This is a genomic window from Citrobacter sp. FDAARGOS_156, assembly GCF_001559235.2.
Lineage (GTDB): Bacteria > Pseudomonadota > Gammaproteobacteria > Enterobacterales > Enterobacteriaceae > Citrobacter > Citrobacter youngae.
In genome coordinates this window covers 4,153,976-4,177,620 of sequence record NZ_CP014030.2, presented here as the reverse complement: position 1 = coordinate 4,177,620, position 23,645 = coordinate 4,153,976, and the positions used below count along the sequence as shown (strand labels likewise).

Annotated in this window: 17 protein-coding genes; all 17 read left to right on the top strand. The window is 48.1% G+C overall.

Annotated elements, in window-relative coordinates:
• The first annotated feature begins 13 nt into the window (after window positions 1-13).
• The 17 genes from AL515_RS20520 to AL515_RS20440 all read left to right on the top strand — a co-directional run bounded on the left by AL515_RS20520 (window position 14) and on the right by AL515_RS20440 (window position 23,529).
• A complete protein-coding gene (locus AL515_RS20520; protein WP_061068577.1) occupies window positions 14-2,344 on the top strand; it encodes a hypothetical protein in 2,331 nt (776 codons plus the stop codon).
• Complete coding sequence (locus AL515_RS20515; protein ID WP_061068576.1) at window positions 2,344-3,309, top strand: formylglycine-generating enzyme family protein; 966 nt, start codon at window positions 2,344-2,346, stop codon at window positions 3,307-3,309. The genes AL515_RS20520 and AL515_RS20515 overlap by 1 nt, the downstream gene beginning before the upstream one ends.
• Window positions 3,306-4,256, top strand: coding sequence for a formylglycine-generating enzyme family protein (locus AL515_RS20510; protein ID WP_061068575.1), 951 nt, complete (start codon window positions 3,306-3,308; stop codon window positions 4,254-4,256). The genes AL515_RS20515 and AL515_RS20510 overlap by 4 nt, the downstream gene beginning before the upstream one ends.
• Window positions 4,257-4,293: 37 nt before the next feature.
• Window positions 4,294-5,172 carry a hypothetical protein gene (locus AL515_RS20505; RefSeq protein ID WP_061068574.1) on the top strand — a complete coding sequence of 293 codons (879 nt, stop codon included), beginning with the start codon at window positions 4,294-4,296 and terminating at the stop codon, window positions 5,170-5,172.
• Window positions 5,173-5,199: 27 nt separating this feature from the next.
• Complete coding sequence (locus AL515_RS20500; RefSeq protein WP_071887387.1) at window positions 5,200-5,457, top strand: PAAR domain-containing protein; 258 nt, start codon at window positions 5,200-5,202, stop codon at window positions 5,455-5,457.
• A 3-nt stretch (window positions 5,458-5,460) separates the two neighbouring features.
• Window positions 5,461-6,642, top strand: coding sequence for a hypothetical protein (locus AL515_RS20495; RefSeq protein WP_061068573.1), 1,182 nt, complete (start codon window positions 5,461-5,463; stop codon window positions 6,640-6,642).
• Between the two features lie 59 nt (window positions 6,643-6,701).
• On the top strand, window positions 6,702-10,052 hold the full coding sequence (locus tag AL515_RS20490) for an ImcF-related family protein (RefSeq protein ID WP_225807920.1): 3,351 nt from the start codon (window positions 6,702-6,704) through the stop codon (window positions 10,050-10,052).
• Window positions 10,049-11,647: a type VI secretion system protein TssA gene (tssA, locus tag AL515_RS20485; RefSeq protein WP_061068571.1), complete on the top strand. Its 1,599-nt coding sequence runs from the start codon at window positions 10,049-10,051 to the stop codon at window positions 11,645-11,647. The genes AL515_RS20490 and tssA overlap by 4 nt, the downstream gene beginning before the upstream one ends.
• A 28-nt stretch (window positions 11,648-11,675) precedes the next feature.
• Window positions 11,676-13,442 carry a type VI secretion system baseplate subunit TssF gene (gene tssF / locus AL515_RS20480; protein ID WP_061068570.1) on the top strand — a complete coding sequence of 589 codons (1,767 nt, stop codon included), beginning with the start codon at window positions 11,676-11,678 and terminating at the stop codon, window positions 13,440-13,442.
• Entirely contained in the window at window positions 13,403-14,491 is a 1,089-nt protein-coding gene (gene tssG, locus AL515_RS20475; protein WP_061068569.1) for a type VI secretion system baseplate subunit TssG, read from the top strand. The genes tssF and tssG overlap by 40 nt, the downstream gene beginning before the upstream one ends.
• On the top strand, window positions 14,466-15,002 hold the full coding sequence (gene tssJ / locus AL515_RS20470) for a type VI secretion system lipoprotein TssJ (protein ID WP_061068568.1): 537 nt from the start codon (window positions 14,466-14,468) through the stop codon (window positions 15,000-15,002). The genes tssG and tssJ overlap by 26 nt, the downstream gene beginning before the upstream one ends.
• Window positions 14,999-15,442, top strand: coding sequence for a type VI secretion system baseplate subunit TssE (gene tssE / locus AL515_RS20465; protein ID WP_061068567.1), 444 nt, complete (start codon window positions 14,999-15,001; stop codon window positions 15,440-15,442). Before tssJ ends, tssE begins: the two co-directional genes overlap by 4 nt.
• A gap of 1 nt (window position 15,443) precedes the next feature.
• On the top strand, window positions 15,444-16,784 hold the full coding sequence (locus AL515_RS20460; protein ID WP_061068566.1) for an ImpA domain-containing protein: 1,341 nt from the start codon (window positions 15,444-15,446) through the stop codon (window positions 16,782-16,784).
• Between the two features lie 343 nt (window positions 16,785-17,127).
• On the top strand, window positions 17,128-20,793 hold the full coding sequence (locus AL515_RS20455) for an ATP-binding protein (protein ID WP_061068565.1): 3,666 nt from the start codon (window positions 17,128-17,130) through the stop codon (window positions 20,791-20,793).
• Window positions 20,793-21,416: a condensin complex protein MksE gene (locus AL515_RS20450; protein ID WP_061068564.1), complete on the top strand. Its 624-nt coding sequence runs from the start codon at window positions 20,793-20,795 to the stop codon at window positions 21,414-21,416. The genes AL515_RS20455 and AL515_RS20450 overlap by 1 nt, the downstream gene beginning before the upstream one ends.
• Entirely contained in the window at window positions 21,416-22,654 is a 1,239-nt protein-coding gene (locus AL515_RS20445; protein ID WP_061068563.1) for a hypothetical protein, read from the top strand. The genes AL515_RS20450 and AL515_RS20445 overlap by 1 nt, the downstream gene beginning before the upstream one ends.
• The gene (locus AL515_RS20440) at window positions 22,651-23,529 is read left to right on the top strand and encodes a DUF7281 domain-containing protein (protein ID WP_061068562.1); all 879 of its coding nucleotides are present in this window, start codon (window positions 22,651-22,653) and stop codon (window positions 23,527-23,529) included. Before AL515_RS20445 ends, AL515_RS20440 begins: the two co-directional genes overlap by 4 nt.
• Window positions 23,530-23,645: the final 116 nt, after the last annotated feature.

Sequence of the window (23,645 nt, the reverse complement as noted above, 5' to 3'; positions counted from 1 at the left end):
CAGGGAAAAGATTATGAGCGGTTCAAACACGCCAGCAGCAGATCATCAAACGAGTAAGGTTGAGTCAAATGTAAAAATTGTGATTGTCAAATCTTGTCAATGCTATTTCAGGATTGACAAATTACAATTGATTTTTATTGATGAAGCGGATGCCAGCGTGTTTGAAGTTGCTATGAGCAAACTGAGCGACCTGGTAAATAAACAACATATTGCAAAAAATAAATACTCTCAGGCTATTGAAAAATATGGTGTGCAGTTAAAGGATACTGCCAATAAGGACAGGTTGCCCGAACTGGAAAATGAAATATCAAAGGCTGAAGGTGAGCTACAAACGGCAACTAAAAATCTACAGCAGGAGTTGGGGGATTTCAATGAACAAAGTGGGTATAAACCTATAGTTGAGCTAATACCCATTGAAGATATTAAGAAGCGAGCTTTTGGTCGATTTTATTCATATATTAAAGAAGAAGACTATAAGAAGTTTGAAACAAAATTCACAGTGATTTCCGTGGATGATTTTAGTGGTGATAATATTTTCACCAAAGATAAAGATAATAATATTATTGGTATCGATATAAAATCTTTATCAGAGAAGTTGAAAGCAGCCAGAGAGAAAATTAAACAAATGATGGATCGCACCATGACTATCGGTGCGAACGTCAAATTTGAAGATACATTAACTGAATGGGCCGAGGCATGGAACGATAAAAAATATAAGCACACGGGTGAGTGTATTGATGTTTCCGCGGGTGCTCAATTTATGCGTTTGACAGCGAATGCCTCTACGCTTAATAGTTGGAACCCGGACACCGGACAAGTGAAAATAAAAGGTGAGGCTCAAGCTGAGTTAACCGTTTTCTCTGGAAAAGTAGACTCCACACTTTTTGTTCCCGACCGGACCGGCTGGCCGCTTAAATTTATGATTAATGATAAGGAAGAAGCCAATATTGGTGTCCTGAGGGCAAAAATAGAAGGGCAATTGACCGGGTATGTTGGCGCATCAGCCAAGATAGAAGCCAATCTGCAGTTTGTGACATACAATCAAAAACAGTTGCTAATGGGAAATCGCACCAAAAGTTCGACATTTGCAGAACGAAAAGAAGGTGTAAAAGTTAAAGATAATAAAGATAAAGCGAAAAAAGGACTGGAAGTAAAAGCTGAAGCCTTTGGTGGTGCTAAAGTTGGCGCCAGTTTAGGGGGAACATTACAGTGGCTGAAACCCTTTACTTCACTGGTGGCGGAAATTCCCGCCATGTTAAAAAAATTGGGTCTTGAACCAGACTTAATGCTTGACGCCTCGGCGATGGATAAATTAATTCAACTGCAAAACCAAAAAGAAAAGAATAAAAAGAAAGAAGAGCATTTAAATGATTTCCAGGATTTTGGTTCGCTTAAAGTCGGTGGCGAGGTTCAGTTAGGCGCTGGAGCTAGCGGTGAATTTAGGGTTCGCTTTGTTAAAGGAAGATTCAGGTTCCATATGCATGGCAGTTTGTGTTTGGGCCCCGGCGCGAAGGGACTTGTGGAGGGTGAGATTACTCCCGAGCTGTTTATGGAATTCGCCGTATGGGTTATCTATCAACTCTATGGCATGGACTATAAGCACTGGGTGATTATTGAGGAGGAGGCGTTTAATGCCTTGTGGTATATTTTATTGATGGATAAGGAGAAAAAATACAAAGAGTATTATGATAAGATGAAGGCTGATTTTGATGATGTTCTCAAAGATTTCTCTGGGTTTATTAAATCAACGTTTACAGAAATTATGACGGCAAGAACCCAGTCGGCAAAGCGCAATAAATTTGCGGCTGAGATTAATAGCGACCCTGGCAATGTATATCTTTATTCTCCTGAGGCAAAAGGTACTGCCTTGTATCTCCTGACTTTAGATGGCGCCTACGACCGTATTGATATCAATAACCAGGGTGATGGTTTTATCCCGGATACCAACCATGAACGAAAAAAAGCGGTATTGTTTATTTTGTCCAGTATTCAGACCAAAAGGGAGTGGAAAAAGGTGTTGACGCGTATTACCGCAACGGGAACGGTGTACCCCGGTAATGAGGACGCGATTGTTAAAATGGCGCAAAAGAATATCCGGATATTCCTGCAGACGGGCATTGATAGTGATGACGAGCTGGATAATATCATCGACAAACTAGAACTGCGAGATTTAGATGAACTGGTGTCGCGTTTAAAGGAAAAACCAACCTACGGTTATTCTTTTTCGCCAAATTGCAGCAAACAATACAAATTACATTGTGATGATAATCCATTTTATAGGTCACTGTGTCATTTTGTGCCGGTTGATCCTCAGTATCAGCAAAAATGGGAGAGTAACGATTAATGGAAAAAAAACGAATTTATAAATATAGCCTGGCATCGTTGTTGTTGCTGTTGCTGAGCGGTTGCGATAAACCTGAACCGGCGGTGCAGGATAACCCTGAATTAGCACGCTATCTGCAACGCATCACCGGCGATCTGGTGTTTATTCCGGGCGGCACGTTCTGGATGGGGGATTTTTGCTCCCGCACGCACGGTGAGGGGGCGCGATGTTCACCGGAAAAAGATACCAAACCCGTGCATGAAGTGACGCTGAACAGCTATTCCATCGGTCGTTTCAAGGTGACCCATGAGGATTACGCTTTTTATCTGAAAATGGCGGGATTACCTGCCCAGCAGTTTGATAAAGAATGGCGGAATAAAATCCTGGCGGACATGACCCATTTTAAAAACAGTCCGGCGGTGGTGTCATGGACTGAGGCCGAGAATTACTGCCGCTGGCTGAAAAAGAAGACGGGGCTGCCGTTTTCCCTGCCGACGGAAGCGCAGTGGGAGTACGCGGCGCGTGACCGGGGTCAGTATATTCTGGTGGCAACGGATGACGGCGACTGGCGTGAGGATGAGAAAACCGGGCGGGGGGAAAACTACGCCACCAGCGAGGACCGGCAGGCTACGGAAGAGGCGACCGGCGTGGAAAGTTCCTTGGTGCGTTATGCCGTCGATCGCTATCCGCCGACCCCCGGCGGGCTGTACGGCATGGCAGAGAACGGCTACGAGTGGGTGAGCGACTGGTATGACCCGGACTATTACGCGAAATCTCCGCGCCAGGATCCGCAGGGCCCGGAAACACCGGTCATCAAAAATAAAAAAACTGGGCAATACCTGAAGGTCCGCCGCGGAGGTGACAATCCTTCTCCCGGGTTTGATGTGGGCCTGACCTTTTTTCGCGGCTATGCCATCAAGGACAAGCCTTACCCCGATGGCACCACCGTCCGCTGTGCGGTGAACGCTGCGGAGGCGGTGAAATGAAGGTTGGAAAATATAGCCTGGCGTTGTTGCTGTTGCTGAGCGGTTGCGATAAACCGGAGCCTGCGGCGCAGGATAACGCTGAATTAGCACACTACCTGCAACGCATCACCGGCGATCTGGTGTTTATTCCGGGCGGCACGTTCTGGATGGGGGATTTTTGCTCCCGCACGCACGGTGAGGGGGCGCGCTGTTCTTCGGAAAAAGATACCAAACCCGTGCATGAAGTGGCGCTGAGCAGCTATTCCATCGGTCGTTTCAAGGTGACCCATGAGGATTACGCCTTTTATCTCAAAATGGCGGGATTACCAGCCCAGCAGTTTGATAAAGAATGGCGGAATAAAACGCTGGCGGACATGACCCATTTTAAAAACAGTCCGGCGGTGGTGTCATGGACAGAGGCCGATAATTACTGCCGCTGGCTGAAAAAGAAGACGGGGCTGCCGTTTTCCCTGCCGACGGAAGCGCAGTGGGAGTATGCGGCGCGTGACCGGGGTCAGTATATTCTGGTGGCAACGGATGACGGCGACTGGCGTGAAGATGAGAAAACCGGTCGCGGTGAAAACTACGCCACCAGCGAGGACCGGCAGGCTACGGAAGAGGCCACTGGCGTGGAAAGTTTCTTAGTGCGTTATGCCGTCGATCGCTATCCGCCGACCCCCGGCGGGCTGTACGGCATGGCAGAGAACGGCTACGAGTGGGTGAGCGACTGGTATGACCCGGACTATTACGCGAAATCTCCGCGCCAGGATCCGCAGGGCCCGGAGAAGGGCGTCATCCTGGATGACGATAATGGGCAATATATGAAGGTTCGCCGCGGAGGTGACAATCCTTCTCCCGGGTTTGATGTGGGCCTGACCTTTTTTCGCGGCTATGCCATCAAGGATAACTATTTTCCCGATGGCACCACCGTACGCTGTACGGTGAACGCTGCGGAGGCGGTGAAATAAACGTTTACTGTTATTTATTAATTGAGAAGAGAGAATTATGCCTCAAAATATGTCTACATCATCAACGGGGTCTTGTACCCTAATTTCCTTAAAAAAACGATTGTTGGATTTAAATGAATGTCAAGATATTCCATTTACAATACAGGAGGATAGTGATGACCTTATTGTTATTTATAATTATGTCGATGCTAACTGGTCAAATATCTATGATACCGGAGGGTTAAAAGAAAGTTTTCAGATTCGACTGGTGTTTGATGATGTTGGTAAACAGGTGGGTTATCAGGAGAAATCAACCAGTGCTGAATGGGAAGTTGGGCCAGAAAGAATTGGTTTTAAAAAGGAATTTCAGTTAGGGAGAAGAAAAGAATTCAAATTAGGAGGTGCCTGGGGATTAAAAGAAAATGGCAAGGTAGGAAAGATATACAGTTACGATTTTGAATCATCCAGTGTTACCGCTCCTCTTTTTAATGTCGTAAAAGAATCCGGCTGGCGTGTAAAATCAACTTTTTCTGCTGGGAAGAAGAGATCAGCAAAATGGAAGGTTTTTGTCTGTCTGGCATTTGTCGCTATTCTTACAATATCTATTGTTTCCTTCATATTTTTTATGACGACCGGCGTTAAGGAGGCAGCAAGAGCGGAAATAGATTTGTTACGTGACAATTCCTATATCTTAGCCTATGCACAAACTGCGAGTGAGATGCGCGAGAAAATCACAAGTGAAGATTTTAAGTTGGCAATGAAATCTTATAAATTTGAAAATATAGAGGATTATAGTTTTAATAATATCTCCGTTGAAGGTAACAGAGGTGTACTTTCAGGAAGTGTTAAATTTAACGATGGTAATGTATTCGATATTACTATTGTCATGATCCAGGAAGAGAGTATATGGAAGATGTTATCAGTTGATATCGGATAGTTTTGTTCAAAATAAAGAGGGTAAAATATGCTTGGTGTTATTCGTCTTTCAGATAAAACGACTCATGGCGGTATTGTCCTTGAAGGGAGTTCTGGCGTTATTTTTATGGGATTGCCGGTTTCTTGTATGCTGGATAAAGTTTTCTGCCCAATACATGGCGAAACAATTATAATTGAAGGAGATTTCGGTTCCAGAATTAATGGTAAGCCTATCGCTCTCCATGGCCACCGTTGTGGATGCGGTTGTACATTGATTTCCTCATTACCTATTGCTGGAAGGCTGTAATATATGCCAATCGATCTTAAAAAGATCCCTGAGAAAGCCGAATTACCAGTCCCCCCAGATAAATTTCGTTGGTTAACTACTATACTTCTCTGTGTTTTTTTGGGAGCAATATTAGTATTCTCATTTTGGCGTGAAAATGAACCTACACATACAATCTGGTTTTGGTTTTGCTCTTTTTTTATTCCTTTTTTAATTGGTTTTATGGGTTATATTTTTCAATTGCGACGTTATGAAAATGAACGCGATCGTGTCATTTGGTGGAATCATTTACACCAGCAGCAATACGATGAGCAGGTTGCTTTAGGAAAATTGGCTATGGGGGTGTTGGCAACAGCATATATTACTCCAGTCGCCAGAAATAAACTGGCAGCAGCGCTTTTACAAGGGGGGAGTGAACTTCAACCATTTTTTTACCCTCAATACCAGAGGATGTTAAGTACTGCACTAATCTCCCTACAACTTACCAATATGAGTGAGGACGGTTATCTGCTACGCATGGAACAATTACTGACGGATATTATCCGACAGTTACAACCTGAATTAGAGAAATTTTCTGGAAACCTCCATGTCCGTATTCAACACGATGGCACGCTCAAGAATGAAACGATTAATACCGTTTGGCGTCGGGTCTGTTCATTATCTTTTGATGACCAAAATCTGACTATCTGTACAGAAAGTGACGGTATAATGTGGATTGATAACTGTCTGGATTGTCAGGAGGCGATATTAATTCTTTCTATTGAGATTAATTTGTTCCTTGAACCACGAGACCAGCAGGTTGAATCGGTATCTGCTATATTGTTGGCCTCACCTGATTGGTTAACTCACCATCATGTAACACCGCAGTCATGGATACATCGTCCGGTAGTTATGGACGAGGCTGTGGAATCAGTAACAACCGTGACATTATGGGGGAATATAACGGCTGACCTGCCGTGGTTTTTTTGGCGTAGCCAGATACAAAGCGAAACACTGGCGCTGGTACTCCAGTCAATGGAACAATCTGGATATATGTTATCGAAAAAAGGAGATTTCGTGTTGGATGATACATTTGGCAGGCTGAATTCTGTAGTAGGAAATGTCATTTTAATTTGTGCTAATGAACATGCGGCTAAATCAAATATGGCACAATGGCTATTAATTAATGATAAAACCACTCATATGCTTATTGTTCATCCGGTATAACCTTGATGAAGGAGGATGATGTGAAAAATAATAAGCGTGTAAGTACATGGTTTATTGTTATGCTGATAATAATTATAGGGGGATTTTTCATCTGGGTAGAAAACCCATTGATTCATATTCCGACTATGGAGAAAAAACAAAATGCGTCACTGGCAATTGCTGGCGTATGTATCACAATATTACTTTTTGATGATGCAATTGTTCGTTTATGGCAAATAATTATTTCAAAAAGTTACTTTCAGCGTTTTAATCTGTTATCTGGTTTTGGTATTTCAGGAAATAAATCAAAGAAAGATATTAAAAATAGTCGTGCTGAAATTTTAAATCATGTACTCACATATCTTCGTCAGAGTTACGGCCATTGCTGGCGCGCCAAAACCCGTATTCTGCTGGTGATGGGGGATGTCATTCAGGTTGAGCTACTGGTACCAAAACTCACCTCTCTGCGCTGGGTTGAAGGGGATGGCGTGGTGTTAATCTGGGGAGGTACGCTCACTGAACCGCCAGATGTTTCGTTGTTTGATGCGATACGCAAGCTGCATCGACGCCCGCTGGATGGGATTGTATGGGTAACCCCCACTTTTCAGCACCAGGATTCATTGGTTCAATCGGCACCTGTTGTCTCTTTAACCGCAGAACAAATAGATAATGCTGCCCGCCATCTTCAGGCTGTATTTACCACGCTTCGCTGGCGAGTGCCGTTATACCTCTGGTCGCTGCATGGCGCTCAATCCGTTCTGAATGCCGCGATGGCCCAGTCTGCGACGTGTTTTTTCCCTGCAGGATGTACAACGGCGTTATGCCGTTCGCAGCTGGCCGCTCTGGTAATGCAGTTGGCGGAACAGGGTTCGCAGCAGGTTACGCGCAATATCCACGATAACTTCTTACTGAAAATGGCGAATGCGTTCACGCAAAACGCAGAAGCCATCAGCGACGCGTTATCTGCTTTTTTCAGCCTGCATCGGCCTCTGCCGCTGGCGGCGGTAGTCTTGAGCCAGCATGTGGAAAGTACTTCACCGCGCGTGGCGCATGCCTGGGCATGTGATGAGCGCTGGCGCGCGCTGTTTGATTCGCTCCCTGCGTTACCTGCTGAACTTAGGGCACAGCGCACAGGCCGTTCAGGGATGCGTGTGCTGGCAGTCGGTACCGCTGGTTTGATGCTGCTATGGGGCGCAGGAATGGTGGTATCTTTTCTTGCGAATCGCAATCTGATCGGCGAAAGTCTGGATCAGGCGAGACTGGCAGGTGGTGCGGATGAACCGCTCGCCGAGCGTCTTACGGCGCTGTCCGCGCTTCAGCAAACCCCAGGCATGCTTCGCTGGCGTCAGCTGAATGGGGCGCCGTGGTACTACCGCTTCGGCTTAAGCCAAAATGATGCTCTGTTGGATGCGCTATTGCCACGTTATACGCGTATCGCTATTCCGCTCCTGCGTGATGAAGCCGCGCAACATCTCACTCAGGAATTAACGGCGTTAACCCGACTGGCTCCAGACAGTCCGCAGTTTTCCGCCCAGGCAAAGATCGCCTACAATCAGCTGAAAATGTATCTGATGCTCTCCCGGCCTGAGCAGATGGAGGCCTCATTTTTTAGTCAGGCTCTGATGCAAGACTGGCCGGAGAGAGCGGGTATTTCGCGCGCATCATGGCAGGGCGTTGGGCCAGGACTCTGGCAGTTCTGGGGCGAAAACCTTCAGGCGCATCCTGAATGGAAAATAACAGCGGATAAAAATCTTATTAGCCAGGCGCGAACGCTGTTAATTCGTCAGATGGGGATCCGCAATGGCGAAGCCGCTCTGTATCAGAAAATCATTGAACAGGTAACGCCGCATTACACCGAACTTCGTCTGGAAGACATGACCGGCGATACCCGGGCAGACCACGTATTTTATACCCGCAGTTCGGTTGCTGGCGTATATACCCGCAAAGCCTGGGAAGAGGAGGTTTTGCCCGCCATAGAGAAAATCGTCAACAACCGCCGGGAAGAAATGGATCAGGTACTGGGGGATGATACGCATTCTGCAAGCGACCCTCTCTCTCCACAGGCCTTAAAGGCGCGTCTTAGCGAGCGTTACTTCACGGATTTTGCCGACACCTGGCTGGATTTTCTCAACAGTATTCGCTGGCAGCGCACCCAAACGCTAAGTGATGCTATCGATCAACTCACGTTGATTGCAGATATCCGTCAGTCTCCTCTGGTTGCGCTAATGAATACGCTCGCCGTTCAGGGACGCACAGGGTTAACCGGTGAAGCGCTGTCGGACTCACTGGTGAAGTCGGCAAAGGATCTGTTTAACACTAAAGAAAATCAGACTATTGACCAGCATGCGCGAGAAGAAGGCCCTATGGCGGGTACCTTCTCGCCAATCCTGGCATTGATGGATGAACAATCGGCTGGCCAGGATATCAGCCACCTTAGTCTGCAAACCTACCTGACCCGGGTAACGCAGGTCAGGCTGAAACTCCAGCAGATTACTAACGCTGCCGATCCGCAGGGAATGAGTCAGGCCCTGGCGCAAACGGTGTTTCAGGGCAAAACCGTCGATCTCACCACCACGCGTGACTATGGCAATCTGGTGGCGGCCAGTCTGGGGCAAGCATGGAGTGGATTTGGTCAAAGTATGTTTGTTCAGCCGCTGGAGCAGTCATGGCAGCAGGTGTTGCAACCAACCGCGGCGGGCCTGAATGCGCAATGGAAGGCGCTGATTGTGAATGACTGGAACAGCGCATTCGGCGGACGTTATCCGTTTCGCGATGTCGGTAGCGAGGCTTCTCTGCCGCTGCTGGCGCAATATCTGCGAAGCGATAATGGCCGGATCCCGCATTTTCTCGAAAGTCATTTAAGCGGCGTATTGCATAAACAGGGAAGTCACTGGGTTGCTGACACGGTGAATGCGCAGGGGCTGGAGTTTAATCCGGCGTTCCTCGAGGCGATGGACCAGCTCAGTCAGATTGCGGATGTCGCATTTATTCGTGGAGAAGCCGGGATGCGTTTTGAACTGCGTCCTGGAACGGCGCGGGATGTGATGCAAACCGATCTCGTGCTGGATGGGCAGAAACTCACCTACGTTAATCAGATGCCAGCGTGGAAAAACGTTGTCTGGCCAGCCGATACGCAAGCGTCAGGGGCAACCCTAAGCTGGGTGAGTACAAATACGGGAGCCCGAATCTACTCAGATAACCCCGGTACCTGGGGGTGGATAAGACTGCTTGAGAAAGCGGAGGTAACCGACAACGCTGGCGTGAGCAGCGGTTTTAACCTGCGCTGGACTGCTCAGGATGGATTGCCGCTGAACTACACCCTGCGAACGGAAGCGGGTGAAGGCCCGCTCGCATTACTCAAACTCCGCGACTTTGAACTACCAGAAGCAATTTTTGTTGTCAGCCAGTCCCCCTCTGAGGAAGAAGAATGAGCGCTTTGAAACGTCTACTGGCTGCCAGCACAGCTTCGCCAGATGAACAACAGCAGCTAATGGAACAGGCGCAAACGCAAATTGCGCTGTGGCAAAACTGGTTATTGCCCGTTTCCGCAACCAACCCGGGCGGGGAAGATCCCGGCTATGACGATGATTTTCAGCGCATGCGAGAGGAGGTGAATAAACTTTCAGGCGCACAAACGGATCTCATCGTTGAGCTTGCGGAAAAACTGCTGATCCACACCTGTAAGGATGTCCGTGTTGTCACCTACTACACTTGGGCGCGTTTGCATCAGGATGGTGAGTCCGGCCTGGCCGATGGTCTGATTTTGTTGGCTGGCCTGATGCAGCAGTATGGCAATTCTCTCCATCCCTTAAGAGCCAACAGCCATAAGGCCGCGCTGGAATGGCTGGCCGGCGGGCGGATGCTGGATAGTCTGACACGTTTCCCCGAAGTTTCACGACCTGACGCGCAGCGGATCGCCGGTGCGCTGATGCTGCTGGAGCAGCAGTTTGTTCAGCAAGAAGAGAGCATTCGTCCAGGGCTTGGGGCGCTGTATAGCGCGCTGGAGAATCGTCTGGCACAGTCTGGCGGCGCTCAGGCGCTGGTTCCGCAAAATGTCAGTCCGCAAACCGGTCGGCATAGCGCAGAAACTCCCGTCCTCAAAAGTATTGCCTCTGGCCGGGAGCTGCTGGAGCAGGCACGGGTGTTGGCGAAATACCTGAGCGATCAGCCGGACGGCTGGCTGGCGGCGCATCATTTGATGAAAAGCGTGCGGCTCGATACGGTTAGCCAGCTTCCACCGCCAGATGGCGCCGGGCGTACACGGCTGGTGCCACCTAAGAGTGATTACCGCGCCCAGCTCAAGCGTCTGTATTTGCAGCAAAGCTGGACCGAACTGATTGAGCTAACTGACAGCTTATTTGTTGAGGGAGTGAATCATTTCTGGCTGGACGTGCAGTGGTACCTTCATCAGGCATTAACCAGGGCGGGATCGCCATGGGATAAACATGCCGCCATTATCATCAGCGATCTGAAAATGCTGCTGCATCGGATGCCGGGTCTGGAAACGCTGGCATTTAATGACGGAACGCCCTTTGCCGATGACGTCACGCGTGAATGGATAGCCCGTGACGTGCTGCAGGAAAGCGACTGGCAGACGGATAAAATCGCGGCGGCTACCGTCGGGGAGGATGACGATATCCTGCTGCTTGAAAGCGAGGCCCTGACGCTGGCGGATAGCGAAGGCATTGAAGCAGCGCTCGCCTGGCTTCAGGCTCGACCTGGCATTATTTCACGTCGACAGCGTTGGGTACGCCAGCTGTTGATGGCCCGTCTGACGGAACAGTGTGGGCGCAACGATCTCGCGCTGCATTTGCTTGGCGAGTTGAATACGACTGCGCACTCTCTCACTCTCAAACAATGGGAGCCTGAACTGCTGTTTGAAGTCAAAGCGCGACGGCTGAAGCTTCTGCGTTTAAAAGCCAATCGCAGTGAAAGCGACAAAGCGCGTCTGGCGCCAGAGATGGAGTCACTGTTGTCTGGGCTGGTCGCCATTGATCCCGCCAGAGCCGCCGTTTTATGCGGCTAAAGAAAAAACAAAATAAGCGAACTGTAAAATGGAAGATTTAACTCTGCGTTATTATGACGCGGAAATGCGTTATTTAAGGGAAGCGGCAAAAGAGTTTGCGCAGGCGCATCCGGATCGTGCCGCCATGTTGGATCTGGATAAAGCCGGTATTCCCGATCCCTATGTGGAGCGGCTGTTCGAAGGTTTTGCATTTTCGATGGGGCGATTGCGCGCCAAAATAGACGATCATCTTCCTGAATTTACCGAAGGCTTGATGAGTCTGCTATGGCCACATTATTTACGCACTATTCCCTCCTTAAGCATTGTCGAACTTTTACCGGATACTGATGTGCTGAAAATGAGCGAACGGATTAATGCGGGGTTTGGCGTATTGTCCCAGCCCGTCGGTCCTAAAAAAACGGTATGTCAGTATCGTACTACCCAGCCCGTCACGCTCAGCCCACTGTCTGTTACGGCGGTGAATATCGATGCCGAACCTGACGGACGCTCGGTCATCTGTATGCGAATAAAGTGCAATCCACAGATGGACTGGCCGCAAACCGATCTGACGCGTCTCAGCCTTTACCTGAGCGGTGACGCGCCGGTGACCCACGCGCTGCACCTTGCTTTGACAAAGCGTCTGGCCTCTCTTTATTTGAGACTCCCCAACAGCGTAGAACGTATTCGCCTGGAGGGGTTCTTTTCCCCGGGCGGATTTGCCAGTGAAGACAGTTTATGGCCAAAAGGTGATGCGGCGTTTGGCGGCTGGCAATTATTGCTTGAGTATTTTACGTTCCGCGAAAAATTTATGTTTGTCCATCTTAACGGTCTGGAAAAGGTAACGTTTCCTGCCGGTATAGATTGTTTTGAAATAGAAGCTGTACTGACTCAACAGTGGAGTTCTGAGCTTCCTTTGGGGAGTGAAAATATCCGTCTGCACTGCGTTCCGGTTATTAATCTCTTCACTCTGGAAGCCGATCCGCTGGTGGTTAATGGACTGGAAAGCGAATATTTGCTGCGTCCGCGCAGATTGCAGGATGGTCACACGGAAATTTATTCGGTGGATGCGGTTTCTGGTTCGCAGCGGGCGCGTAATGCCGTTTATGCCCCATTCACCAGCTTTCGCCACAAGGGAGGCATGATGCGTCGTAATGCGCCCGAACGTTACTACCATACACGCGTCAGGCGCGGCGTATCCGGATTGTATGACACCTGGCTGATCCTCGGCGGTGACGCCTGGGAGCGGGATCGTCTTGCTGAGTATGAAACCGTGTCATTGAAAGTGACCGGAACAAACGGTCAGCTACCCAGGCGAGCTTTGCAGAGTTCATTGCTTAATCGTTGTGAGCAGATCCTCCAGACGCCGCTTGCCGTGCGCAATCTGTGTAAACCGACGCTACCGGCTTATCCTCCCGCCGAGGATCGTTTTCACTGGCGCGTCTTAAGCCACCTCGGGTCCAGCTTTCTGAATATGATGGCCAGCGCTGAAGTGCTCAAAGGAACGTTGTCTCTCTATAACTGGCAGGATGATGAGCTTAATTATCGTCGTCTGGATGCGATCATGGATGTTCAACAACATGAAATACAGCGCTTTGAAAAAGGATTTCTACTCCGTGGTGTGGACATCGAAATAACGCTTGATGAGAACGGATTTACCGGTGAGGGCGATATTCATCTGTTTGGAGAAATGCTTAACCGCTTTTTTGCATTATATGCGGATATTCATTTGTTTAATCAGCTTACTTTAATCATACAGCCGGCAGGGAAAAGCTTGCGATGGAAAGAGAATCACAATCAGCGGCTACCCGGCTGCTAAATAGCCTTGGCGAAAACCTGCCACGTACCAATTTTTATCGTTTCTGCCAGTTGTTGGAACAGGGGAACCCGCAAGCGCCAGCTCCAGGAAGCCAGCAAAGTCCGCGCTTCGATGCCATTCGTTTTCGCCCTCATCCGGGGATGGGGTTCCCAGCGGGTGAGCTAAAAAGTGCAGAATATGATCTGCAGCATCCCACACTGCCGCCAACGGTTCGTGTCACTTTTATGGGGTTGTATGGCGTGGAGTCGCCGCTACCGACAACCTATCAGGATGATATCGCCCAGCGTCAGGAAGGTTCGGACGTTGCCGCTGAGTTTCTGGATATTTTTAATCACCGCTTAATTACGCAGTTTTATCGAATCTGGCGTAAATACAGTTATCCAGCGACCTTTCGTCCCGGCGGTACAGATGAAACATCGCAATATTTACTGGGACTAACAGGGTTGGGGATTCCAGGATGCGCCACGCAAACGCAAGCCCCGCTATCGCGTTTTTTGGCGCTGTTAGGAATAATGAGAATGCCAACACGTACGGCGGAAGGAATATCCGCGCTGGTTTCTTTATTATCGCCAATAACAAATATCACCGTGACCCCTCATGATAAACGCTTCGTCCTGCTGGATAAGGCGTTAAAAATGAGTGCGCGTCAACCCGTTAGCCTCCATTCTCGCCCGGTGATTGGGCATAGCGCCGTAGATATTAACAGTCAGGTGCTTATTACGCTAACCACGGATGTTCCTGATGAGGTTCGCGACTGGTTGCCCGGCGGTCAGCTTTACCATGATTTCCTCGCTCTCCTGCACGTTTATTTAGGTGCCAGAGTGAATGCGAGGCTGCAATTACGTATTCCTCGTTCAGCGCTTCCGGATGCTCAACTTACCAGTAATAACAGCGAACGCGCAGTACAGCTCGGCCGCACGGCTGTTATGCGTCTGGATAATCCGGAAATTAAGAATCAACTCATAACGATTAAACTTGGGCTCTGGCAGAGCCTTAGTCAACACGATCAGCGGAGGGAAGCCGATGAGACTGGCGATTATCGCTATTAATTTTGCCGTAATAACCGCAATGACCGGTCTGGTAACCGGATGTGGTCTGACACAGAAAATATCTGAAGGTACGGTGTCATTAACGAAGTCAATTTTTTATAAGGAAATTAAAACATTGCATTTGGATCTTTGCGCCAGAGAGGGCGCTAATAAAAATGCGCAGGGCATCGCGCTTTCAACGGTCGTACGTGTTTACCAACTCAAAGATCGTAAAGCATTTGATTCGACAAACTATCAGTCTTTATTTGCGCAAGACAGTACGGTGGTGAAAGCAGATTTATTGGCTCAGAAAGATATTCGGGTACGTCCTGGTGAAAGCGTAACTGTCGATATTCCACTCGAAAAGGAAACGCAATATGTTGCCGTGGCGGGAATGTTCATTTCTCCCGATCGGTCTGAGGATTCATGGCGTGTAGTATTGGAGCGTGAAGATCTCGATTCTGATAAAGCGCGCGTGATTGAATTAAATTCTCAGGCTCTGGTTCTTCTGATGCAGGAGGACGAGTCATGATTAAACGACCTTCTCTTTATGACATCTTGTTGGGTAATTTCTCCGGTGGTTTGCCTTTGCATGCAGTTGGTGAAAACACGCAGGTCATCTTGTCCGTTCTCGATAATATGCAGCGCATTTTGAATACGCGTGCCGGTAGCCTTAAACATTTACCCGACTACGGTCTGCCGGATATGACCAAAATCCTCCAGGGTATGCCGGGAACGGCACATCAGCTTATCAGTACGCTTTCTCAGGTTTTATTGAAGTATGAACCGCGACTGAACGGTATTCAGGTCACAATGCAGGAGCAGGAATCGCCAGGGCATTTACGCTACTCCATCGATGCCGAGCTTCAGGACCTTGGCGTTGTTCGTTATGGCACTGATTTTACCCCCGAGGGACGGGTGCTCATCCGCCACCTGAAAAAACAGGGTTGGCTTGAGACAGGAGCGTACTGATATGGAGACGAATCGCATCAGCGCCGGTGGCGACCCGCGTGCTTTCACGGAGTTCGGGCAGCTACGCGATGAAATCAGCAAGCTGACTCATCCCGCGCGCCCGGACGTTGACTGGCAAAAGGTTGAACAGTTAAGCCTGACTTTGTTTCGCCATAACGGCGTCGAATTGCAAACCCTGGCCTGGTATACCGTCAGTAGAATGCGTAATGCCGGGCTGCTGGGACTTGCCGAAGGTGCCGAGCTTCTGGAGGCGTTACTGACGCATCACTGGAGTGCTATATGGCCGCAGCAAACCCATGCTCGCGTTGAAATTCTGACATGGCTGTCAGCCCGTTTACAGCAAGAATTGCGTACGCTAACGCTGTCATATGCTGATTTATCCGTGGTGTATCGGGTTGAACAGCGTTTAAAACATGCCTGCGAAGTGCTGCAACGGCTTGAGTTGAAAGCGCTGAGTAAACTGGAGGCTGTTGTTACCTGGATGCACAATGCCGCTTTACGCCTGGAGAAGTCAGAAGCGGATTCGGGCTCAGCCGTTGTGACGATACCGGCTTCAGGTGCGACCATTAACGTTGAAACGTCTTTGCCACAGTTGGTCTTTGTGGTTAATGAACCCGTGTCACCAGCGCAATCGAGCGCAACGGTTTTTGCTACTCAAACCGAACATGGAGCCCGACGGATGTGGTTAGGGTTTGCTATCGGTGTCATGGTGACTGCGTTCGTAACTACAGGTGCTTTTCTTGGTATCACTCATATGCGCGCCGACGGATATGAACTGGTGAAGCCATTGCCGCAGATGCTGTCGCCAGAGCAATTGTCCACGTTGAGGCAATCTTCAGATTTGAAGGAGCAGAAGCAGGACATAATTGCCGCAACGCAAGGGCAATTGGACGTTTTACATGACCTGTCACCTCTATGGTCGAGGGAGTATGCCGCATCATTAGCGCAGCAGTTAGTCACCCTATGGCCGGAGGAATCGCAGACTACGACATTCGTTAGTGGGTTACAGAAAGCGTTAACCACGGAAGCGTTGCCGGAAAGCGCTCTGCAAAACTGGCATGATGCCCAGCAGGGGCTGGAAGCGTTAACTGCCAGGCTAAATACGCTTGATGAACGCAAAGGTAAATATCTGACGGGGTCGGAGCTGAAATCAGCCATTTTCACTATCCGCCGCCAGCTTGACCAAACGCCGCCGACAGAAGAGTTATTGCGTCAAATCGATGAGGAATTAAGCCTACAGGGGAGGGTATCACCCGCGTTGTATCAGCAGCTCGATATGCGGCTTAATCAGCTTCTTAATCGGTATGCTCTATTGAAACAAAGCGCTACGGGGAGGGAGTAAATTATATCAAACAAAAGCAAAAAACCGCCTTGTGGGCGGGTTCTTTGAATAGTGGTGCCCGGACTCGGGAACATTCAGTTACTTACCAATTTGATTTCTATAAAAAATTCTTCTGCTACTTATTGTCAAGACCCTGCATGTGACCCGTATTTCTTCTTTTAAATCATAATGATGGATTAGTAATCAAGAAAGTAGTTCGGTTAGAACCTTCGGTACGATTCCCTTTTTAAGATCATAAAGATTTTGCATCGCCTGATTCCTGATCTAATTGTGAAATAACCCAATGTTTAAAAAGGGTTTTGAGTGTATTATTCAAAGGTTATTTTATGTTCAGGGAGGTATCATGCCACAACTGCTTCGTATCATTCTTATACACACTCACCTGCCTGGCATTGTTGAAATTCAACTGGATCAACATACCAATATTTGTGGAACAAATGCTTCCGGAAAAACGACGCTTCAGCGCCTTGTTCCTGTTTTCTACGGCGAACAGCCTAATAAAGTCGTACCAAGAACGCGGAAGAAGTTCGACGAGTTTTATCTCCCCTGTAGCAATAGTTATATCATTTATGAATACCAGCGAGAAACGGGTGACAATTGCCTGGTTGTTTTGACGGGTAAAAATGAGGGCGGCGTTGAATATCGTTTTGTTAGTGCGCCTTATCATCCTGATTTTTTCCTCCGCTATACGGAAGATGGCGCGAACGGCTTGAGTTATAACGAATGGTCTGCCCAGATGCGCAGCCGGGATGACATCTCAGTTTCAGCCAAAATAGGTTCAACTACGGAGTACCGTAGCATCATTCAGAATGATGTATCGTCATTACGCGGTAATTCGACGGAGACGATGCGGTTACGTCGTTTGGCGGCATCGTTTAGTCTGGTGAGTGGTAACTATAAGCTTAGACATATTGAGAAATTAGTGAGTGCTGTTCATGCCGGTGAAGGCAAAATGGAAACACTCAAAACCATGCTGGCGGCGATTTTTGCCGATGATGGCGTTACTCTCCCTCAAACCAAAGTAAAAAGCGGCTTTGCGCGGGAATGGATCCAAAAAATGCGCCAGTCGTTGCGTTACGATAAATTGCAGCAGGAGTTTGAACTCTTACAGCGCCTGGGGCTGAAACTGGATGATACGGAGGCGCAGTTAGCTGCGCTCCACCCTCTGTTAAGAAATGATGAACAAATTCAGAAGCAGGCAAAGGTGGATGCAGAACAACAGCTTATTCAGCGACGGGGAGAGTTTATCCAATTAGAGGATTGCTTTAATCAACAGAGTCGCGAACTGAACGATCAATTAAGTAAAACGCAAAGTGAATTAAAAACGGTTCAGGCATGGCTGGATCATGTTCAGGAAGAGAACGATCGTTATGAACGTAAAGATATCCGCCTTTTGCAGACGCACATGGACGAATTGCCCCAGTGGCGGGAGGCGCTTTTAGCGCAAAGTGAGCAATACCGGCTTATGCAGGATCAAGTCGGTGAACTTTCCCGAGAGTTTGAACAGCACAAAGCAAAACTAAAAGACAGTTTTTACCGTCAGGACCGACTGACTCAGCAAAAAATTCAGGATTGCCAGCGGGAAAAAGAGGCGGTCAGGGATAAATTTGACAGCCAGAAAGAGATACTTCGGCAGCGTTTCGAAGAGCGAAAACAACAGCAGGAAAATCACTACGGTGAACAACTGGAGAAGATTTCATGCGATCGAACGGCTGTTAGCACTGAGCTTAAACATTCCCAGTTAACCGCTGAAGAGCAAGAAGAGCGCCAGATTGCAGAGTTGCGTATTGAGCAGGCCCAGGAGTACTTATTACAACTGGGCGATCAACGACAAAATGCGCAGACAAAGCTCTCCGAGGCCCGTAAACAGCAGGATAGCGCAGAAAAGCAATTGCACGATGCTCGCGCTGGTCTGCATCAGGCTGAGGAACAATTGCTGCAACTGCATCGCCAGTTGGATCCTGAACAGGGGACATTACGCTACTTCTTGCGTTCACGTTACGAGGGCTGGGAGCAGAATTTGGGCAAGATTCTGAATGAAAACCTGCTGGAACGTAAGGACTTGCAGCCTGATCTAAGGGAACTGTCGGAATCACTGTACGGCCTGCAACTGGAATTAAGCGTACTGGATATGCCCGATTTTGCACAGGATGAAGCTTCAATTCGACATAGTCTTGATAAGGCAGAGCAAGTCAGGGTGCATGCTGAAGAAGCGAAGAAAACGGCAGAAGCCAGCTTTCAGGAGCACCACCAGAACGTCAAACATTTGCAATCGCAAGCGGACGAGTGTGAAAGACAATATCAACGTCAAAATCAGGAGGTCGGTTATGCCCGGGATGCCCGTACTCGTTTAATCGCAGAGCATGGGGCGCAGGAGCAAGAACGTCGGCAGGAAAAACGCGTCCGCTTAAGCGCATTAGAAAAAGCACATACCGAATTAACGCAACAGAAAGAACACGATCTCCGCGCGTTAACGGACGAACATAATGCGCAAACGCTGCAATGGAGTATCGACCTTCAAAGTGAACAGCAGCAAATTGATGAGAAGGTGGAAGAACTGTCCCTACAGATAAACAAAAAACGTGCCGATATGGAAGAACAGATAAGAATATTCCAGCAGGCTCTGGACGATGATTTAGCGAAGAAGGGAATTGATCCCCGCGAAGTCAAAATACTGCGGGAGCGCATTGAAACGCTTAAAAAAGATATTCAGGCGGTTGAAGAACGTCGGGATGAGCTGACCGAATGGCTGCGTTTTATCAAACTTGACTGGGAGCAGTTGCGGCCTGAGAAACAGAAGCAGGAAAGTGAACTCTCTCAGCAGAAGTGTGAGCTGTTGCAGTCAGAACGTCAGTTAAAAGCGGAGTATCAGAATAAAAAAGACAGGCTTAATGATGAGAAAAAACGCTATGATACGCTGATGCGTCAGGCCGGCGAGCTTGTTAGTCAGTTAAAGGTGTTGCTGGACCGATTATTGCCTTTGCCGCTGGCCGAAATTGTTCCGGCTTATATTGATTCCGCCGCTGATATTAATGAACGGATGTCGCGTACCAGCGATATGCTGGAGCAACACGCCAGCGTGACCCGTACGCTGGAGAGTAAGCTCAACGAGTTTAAGACCCGCTTTAATCAGGATGCTGACCCTGCTTTCCTTGAATTATTGGGCTCTGAGATAGATAAATTACCCGATCCGTTGCGAACCCGGCAGCAGTTGCCAATACTCGAAAAACTCCTGCAACTGCTTAAAGATAAACAGCAGCAATTACTGGAAATGGGGGAAAATATCGGTGGCGATCTGAAAAAGTTCTTTGATGTTTTCAGTGATATCAATCGCCGGATTTCGCAACAAAGTCGACGCTTAAGCGATGCGGTTACCGACGATTTGCAACTGGAAGGCATCAATAAATCAGAAGTTCGCATTTTATCAACCATCGACCAATTACGATTCTGGAAACCATTAAAGCGCTTTGCTCAAAGCTATAGTGACTGGCGATCGTCTGGTCAGCAACTCCCTCCCGAAAGCTATTTGAATGCCCTTATGGATGTGGTTGAACTGCTTCATGCCGATGAGCGTTTCACTATGGAATCGTTATTGAACCTCGAACTTCATCTTAATGAAGGTGGGGAAGATATTGTTATCAAAAACGATCGTCAACTGCTGGAAGCGTCAAGCCACGGTATGGCCTATCTGATCTTATGTAAATATCTTTTGGCGTTCACGCGTTTGTTAAGAGGCAAATCAGACGCGGTTATTCACTGGCCCATTGATGAACTCGGCACGCTGGCCTACCACAATGTAGAGAAATTATTTATTGCCTGTAGCCATAATAATATTGTGATTGTAGGCGCTTTTCCGAATGCGGAATCGGATGTGTTAATGCTGTTTAAACACCGTTATTTACTTGATGCCGATCAGCTTGAGCCGACTCAGCGCAGGCTGAAAAGGATCCAGCCGAAAGTGAGCCGCTTGGCAGCCCGACTGGCGCAGATGGAACAGGGGGCTGTGTAATGCTGGAACATGGACCTTTAATCAAAAGGCTGCTGACAGGGGAATTTATTTGCCGTATCAACGACCCGGATGCCTATCGTCATTTACAGGATGAGAGTACCCGGCAAGCGATGGACAACTATTTGCGCCCTCTTAACTACAGAGTTGTCAGTAATGAAACGCAAACTGTTTATTATGCGGGTTTTTGTGAGATGAATCGCGATACCCGCAGCCAACTGATGAATCAGTTTAAGGACATTATCTCTTCTCTGCTGCCTCTGCTTGAGTGGTTACAACTCATACAGGAGACGCAAGGGCGGGAGAGTACGCTGACCGCCGGCGACTATATCAGATTGTCGGAAATCATGACGCGTGTAGAGGATAATCAGAGCCTGCAACAGCGTCTGAATCAGCTTTCCAGCGATCGTTTTTTCAATTGTAAGAGTGATTCCATTGATCTTCAGCTCAAACAAATTTTCCGGCGTTTGAAAGAACATGGCTATGTCAGACAACCCAACGCCGAGCAGCAGATATTTATTGCCACGGGGAAAATTGATTATCTGATTGATGTGATCCGCTTTATCCGTGATGAAGAGCATTTACCGGTTGAAGACACGCCGCCTGTTCAGCAGGAGCTTCTGTAATGGCGCAGGAGATTTCTCCGCTATCCGGTCTGTTTAAAAACGGCGCTGACCGGCTGGCATTGTTGGGAAAACACCATCACGCCTTAATGAAGGGGTATGTCGATGGGTTTATTGATGAAACGGCTTTTAGCGACCAGACATTAAAAAAGCTGATTGCAGCGCGTATTGTATGGCGTCCTGATGAGCAACAGCCACTGATGCTACGCCCGCTGGTGAGCGAACTCATTGCCAGTATGGTTGCTGATGAGAGCCGACGGCAGATTAATGCGGATGTGGCAGAAAAGCTGGAGCAAATCCGCAATAAGGTGCAGGCCTGGCGCGATGCTTATTATAAAGGTGATTACACTATTGCTGAACGGCAAATGCAGAGGTTGACTGAACTCGTTCACGATCTCAGCGGGCAGTTTGAAGAGGCCATCGACAGCCTCTGGCACCGTCTGAATAATGATTTTGGTTTCGTCAGCAGCCTGAATGAAAAAATTAATGAGAATGCGCGGGCGCAAAACCAGGTTCGTCGGTTGCTTGATGGACTGGATTTGATTGTTTTCCATGAATTGATAGAGTTCGCGGAAAACAATAGCGCACTACGTAAATTATTAGTGAGTCAGTTACAGTTGCGCGTCAGTCTTCACCATAGTTCATTACTGGCCGTTCAGCAGCGTCTGGTGGATCTGATGGTTAAGTTTCGCCAACAGCAATCGCGCACATTATTAGTGACGAATATGGCTGCTTTTTTGCGTCAGCATCCACAATATCAACCCGCCAGCTACCCTGAACGCCGGGAAGTGCCGGATGTATTCAATATTGCGACGCCACTTTCACTGCAAACCTCCATTTCGCTCGACAGACCCGTGGATCGGCAAATGATGGCGGAGATGTTGCTCGCTTTGCCTCGGGCATCGGTTATGCCTCCGCCTGTGCCAAAAAGTGCAGGCTCAGTAATTCCTCCTATTGATGAGGAGGTCGCTGCTCGTCAGGTTGCGCTTAAAATGGACGTTGAGGATTTCTATGTTTTCGCTGCCGGGCAATCCGGGCCGGTGAACGCGCTGCATTATCTGACGGAGAATCATCTGAACTGGGACAGCGAGATATGGCTTTATCAGGTTATTACGGAATATCAATCATTGCCGTTAGCGGATAAACCGCGTTTCTGGCAGCGTTGTGACGAGCGTCAGGCCAGCCCGGTAAATGATCTGCGTATTATATCGGATGTGATTATTGGCGTGAGGGGAAAATGATCGAAGCAGAATCGTTGTCGTATAACGCACTCGTCTGGCTGAAAAAACTTGATCATCGCCTGAAAGCGAAAAATTACGAGAAGAAAAATACCGACAGTAAAATCGTGATGCAGGTTTTGCGTTGGTGTACTGCGCTGGATTTGATCCCGGCTAACAGTTTGTTGCTGCCTGATTTCATTTTTACAATGGCGTTGCTGACGAAAATTTCAGAAGCTCAGCAGCGTCTCAAACAGGCAAATTTTCGTGACGATATTAGTACACAAAATCGTATTGAGAGTGCGCAGTTAAGCGATCAGGAGATTAAAACGGCGGGAATTCGACCACAACAGCATCGAGTACTGTTCCGTCTTAATCAGCCTTTAGTCAATGAGTTGGGGATGACAGTTGAGGTCGTCGATACTGATTGGCGTAATATTACGCTGACGCAGTTTGATGCCCTTATCGTGGTGGAGAATCAGGATTGTTTCTACTATCTGGCGCTTTTTGATTATTCCCTGTGCGACTTCCGTTCGCCTCTGATTATTTATCGTGGCGATCGGACATACAGTAAGGGGGCTGTTGCATTGAAGCATTGTTGGTTGAAAACCGGGAAAGCAATGATCTATTTTGGCGATTTTGACCCGAAGGGAGTCAGTATTGCGATGAATGAAGGTTATCATTCTATGTTATTACCTTCACCAGCCGTAGTGATAAAGAAATCCTCTTCAGCGATGTTTCCTGATGCGCAGTTAAAGTTCTTACCTGAATTATTGAGAGGTAAGGTTCATTCCCATTTTCGTGACTATCTGTTGGTTTTGGAAAAGCATCAGGCGCTGAGGCAGCAAAAAATGCAGGGTGAAATCTTGAAAATGGTTATGTTGAAAGCATCAGATTAAAATATTTCGTTGCTGGCCGTGTATTTTTATCTGATGAGCAGGTCATTATCCTACAAATGTCCCTGCAGCCACTCCGTCACGCGCTCAACCTCAAAAGCGCGTAACCAGATAGCCAG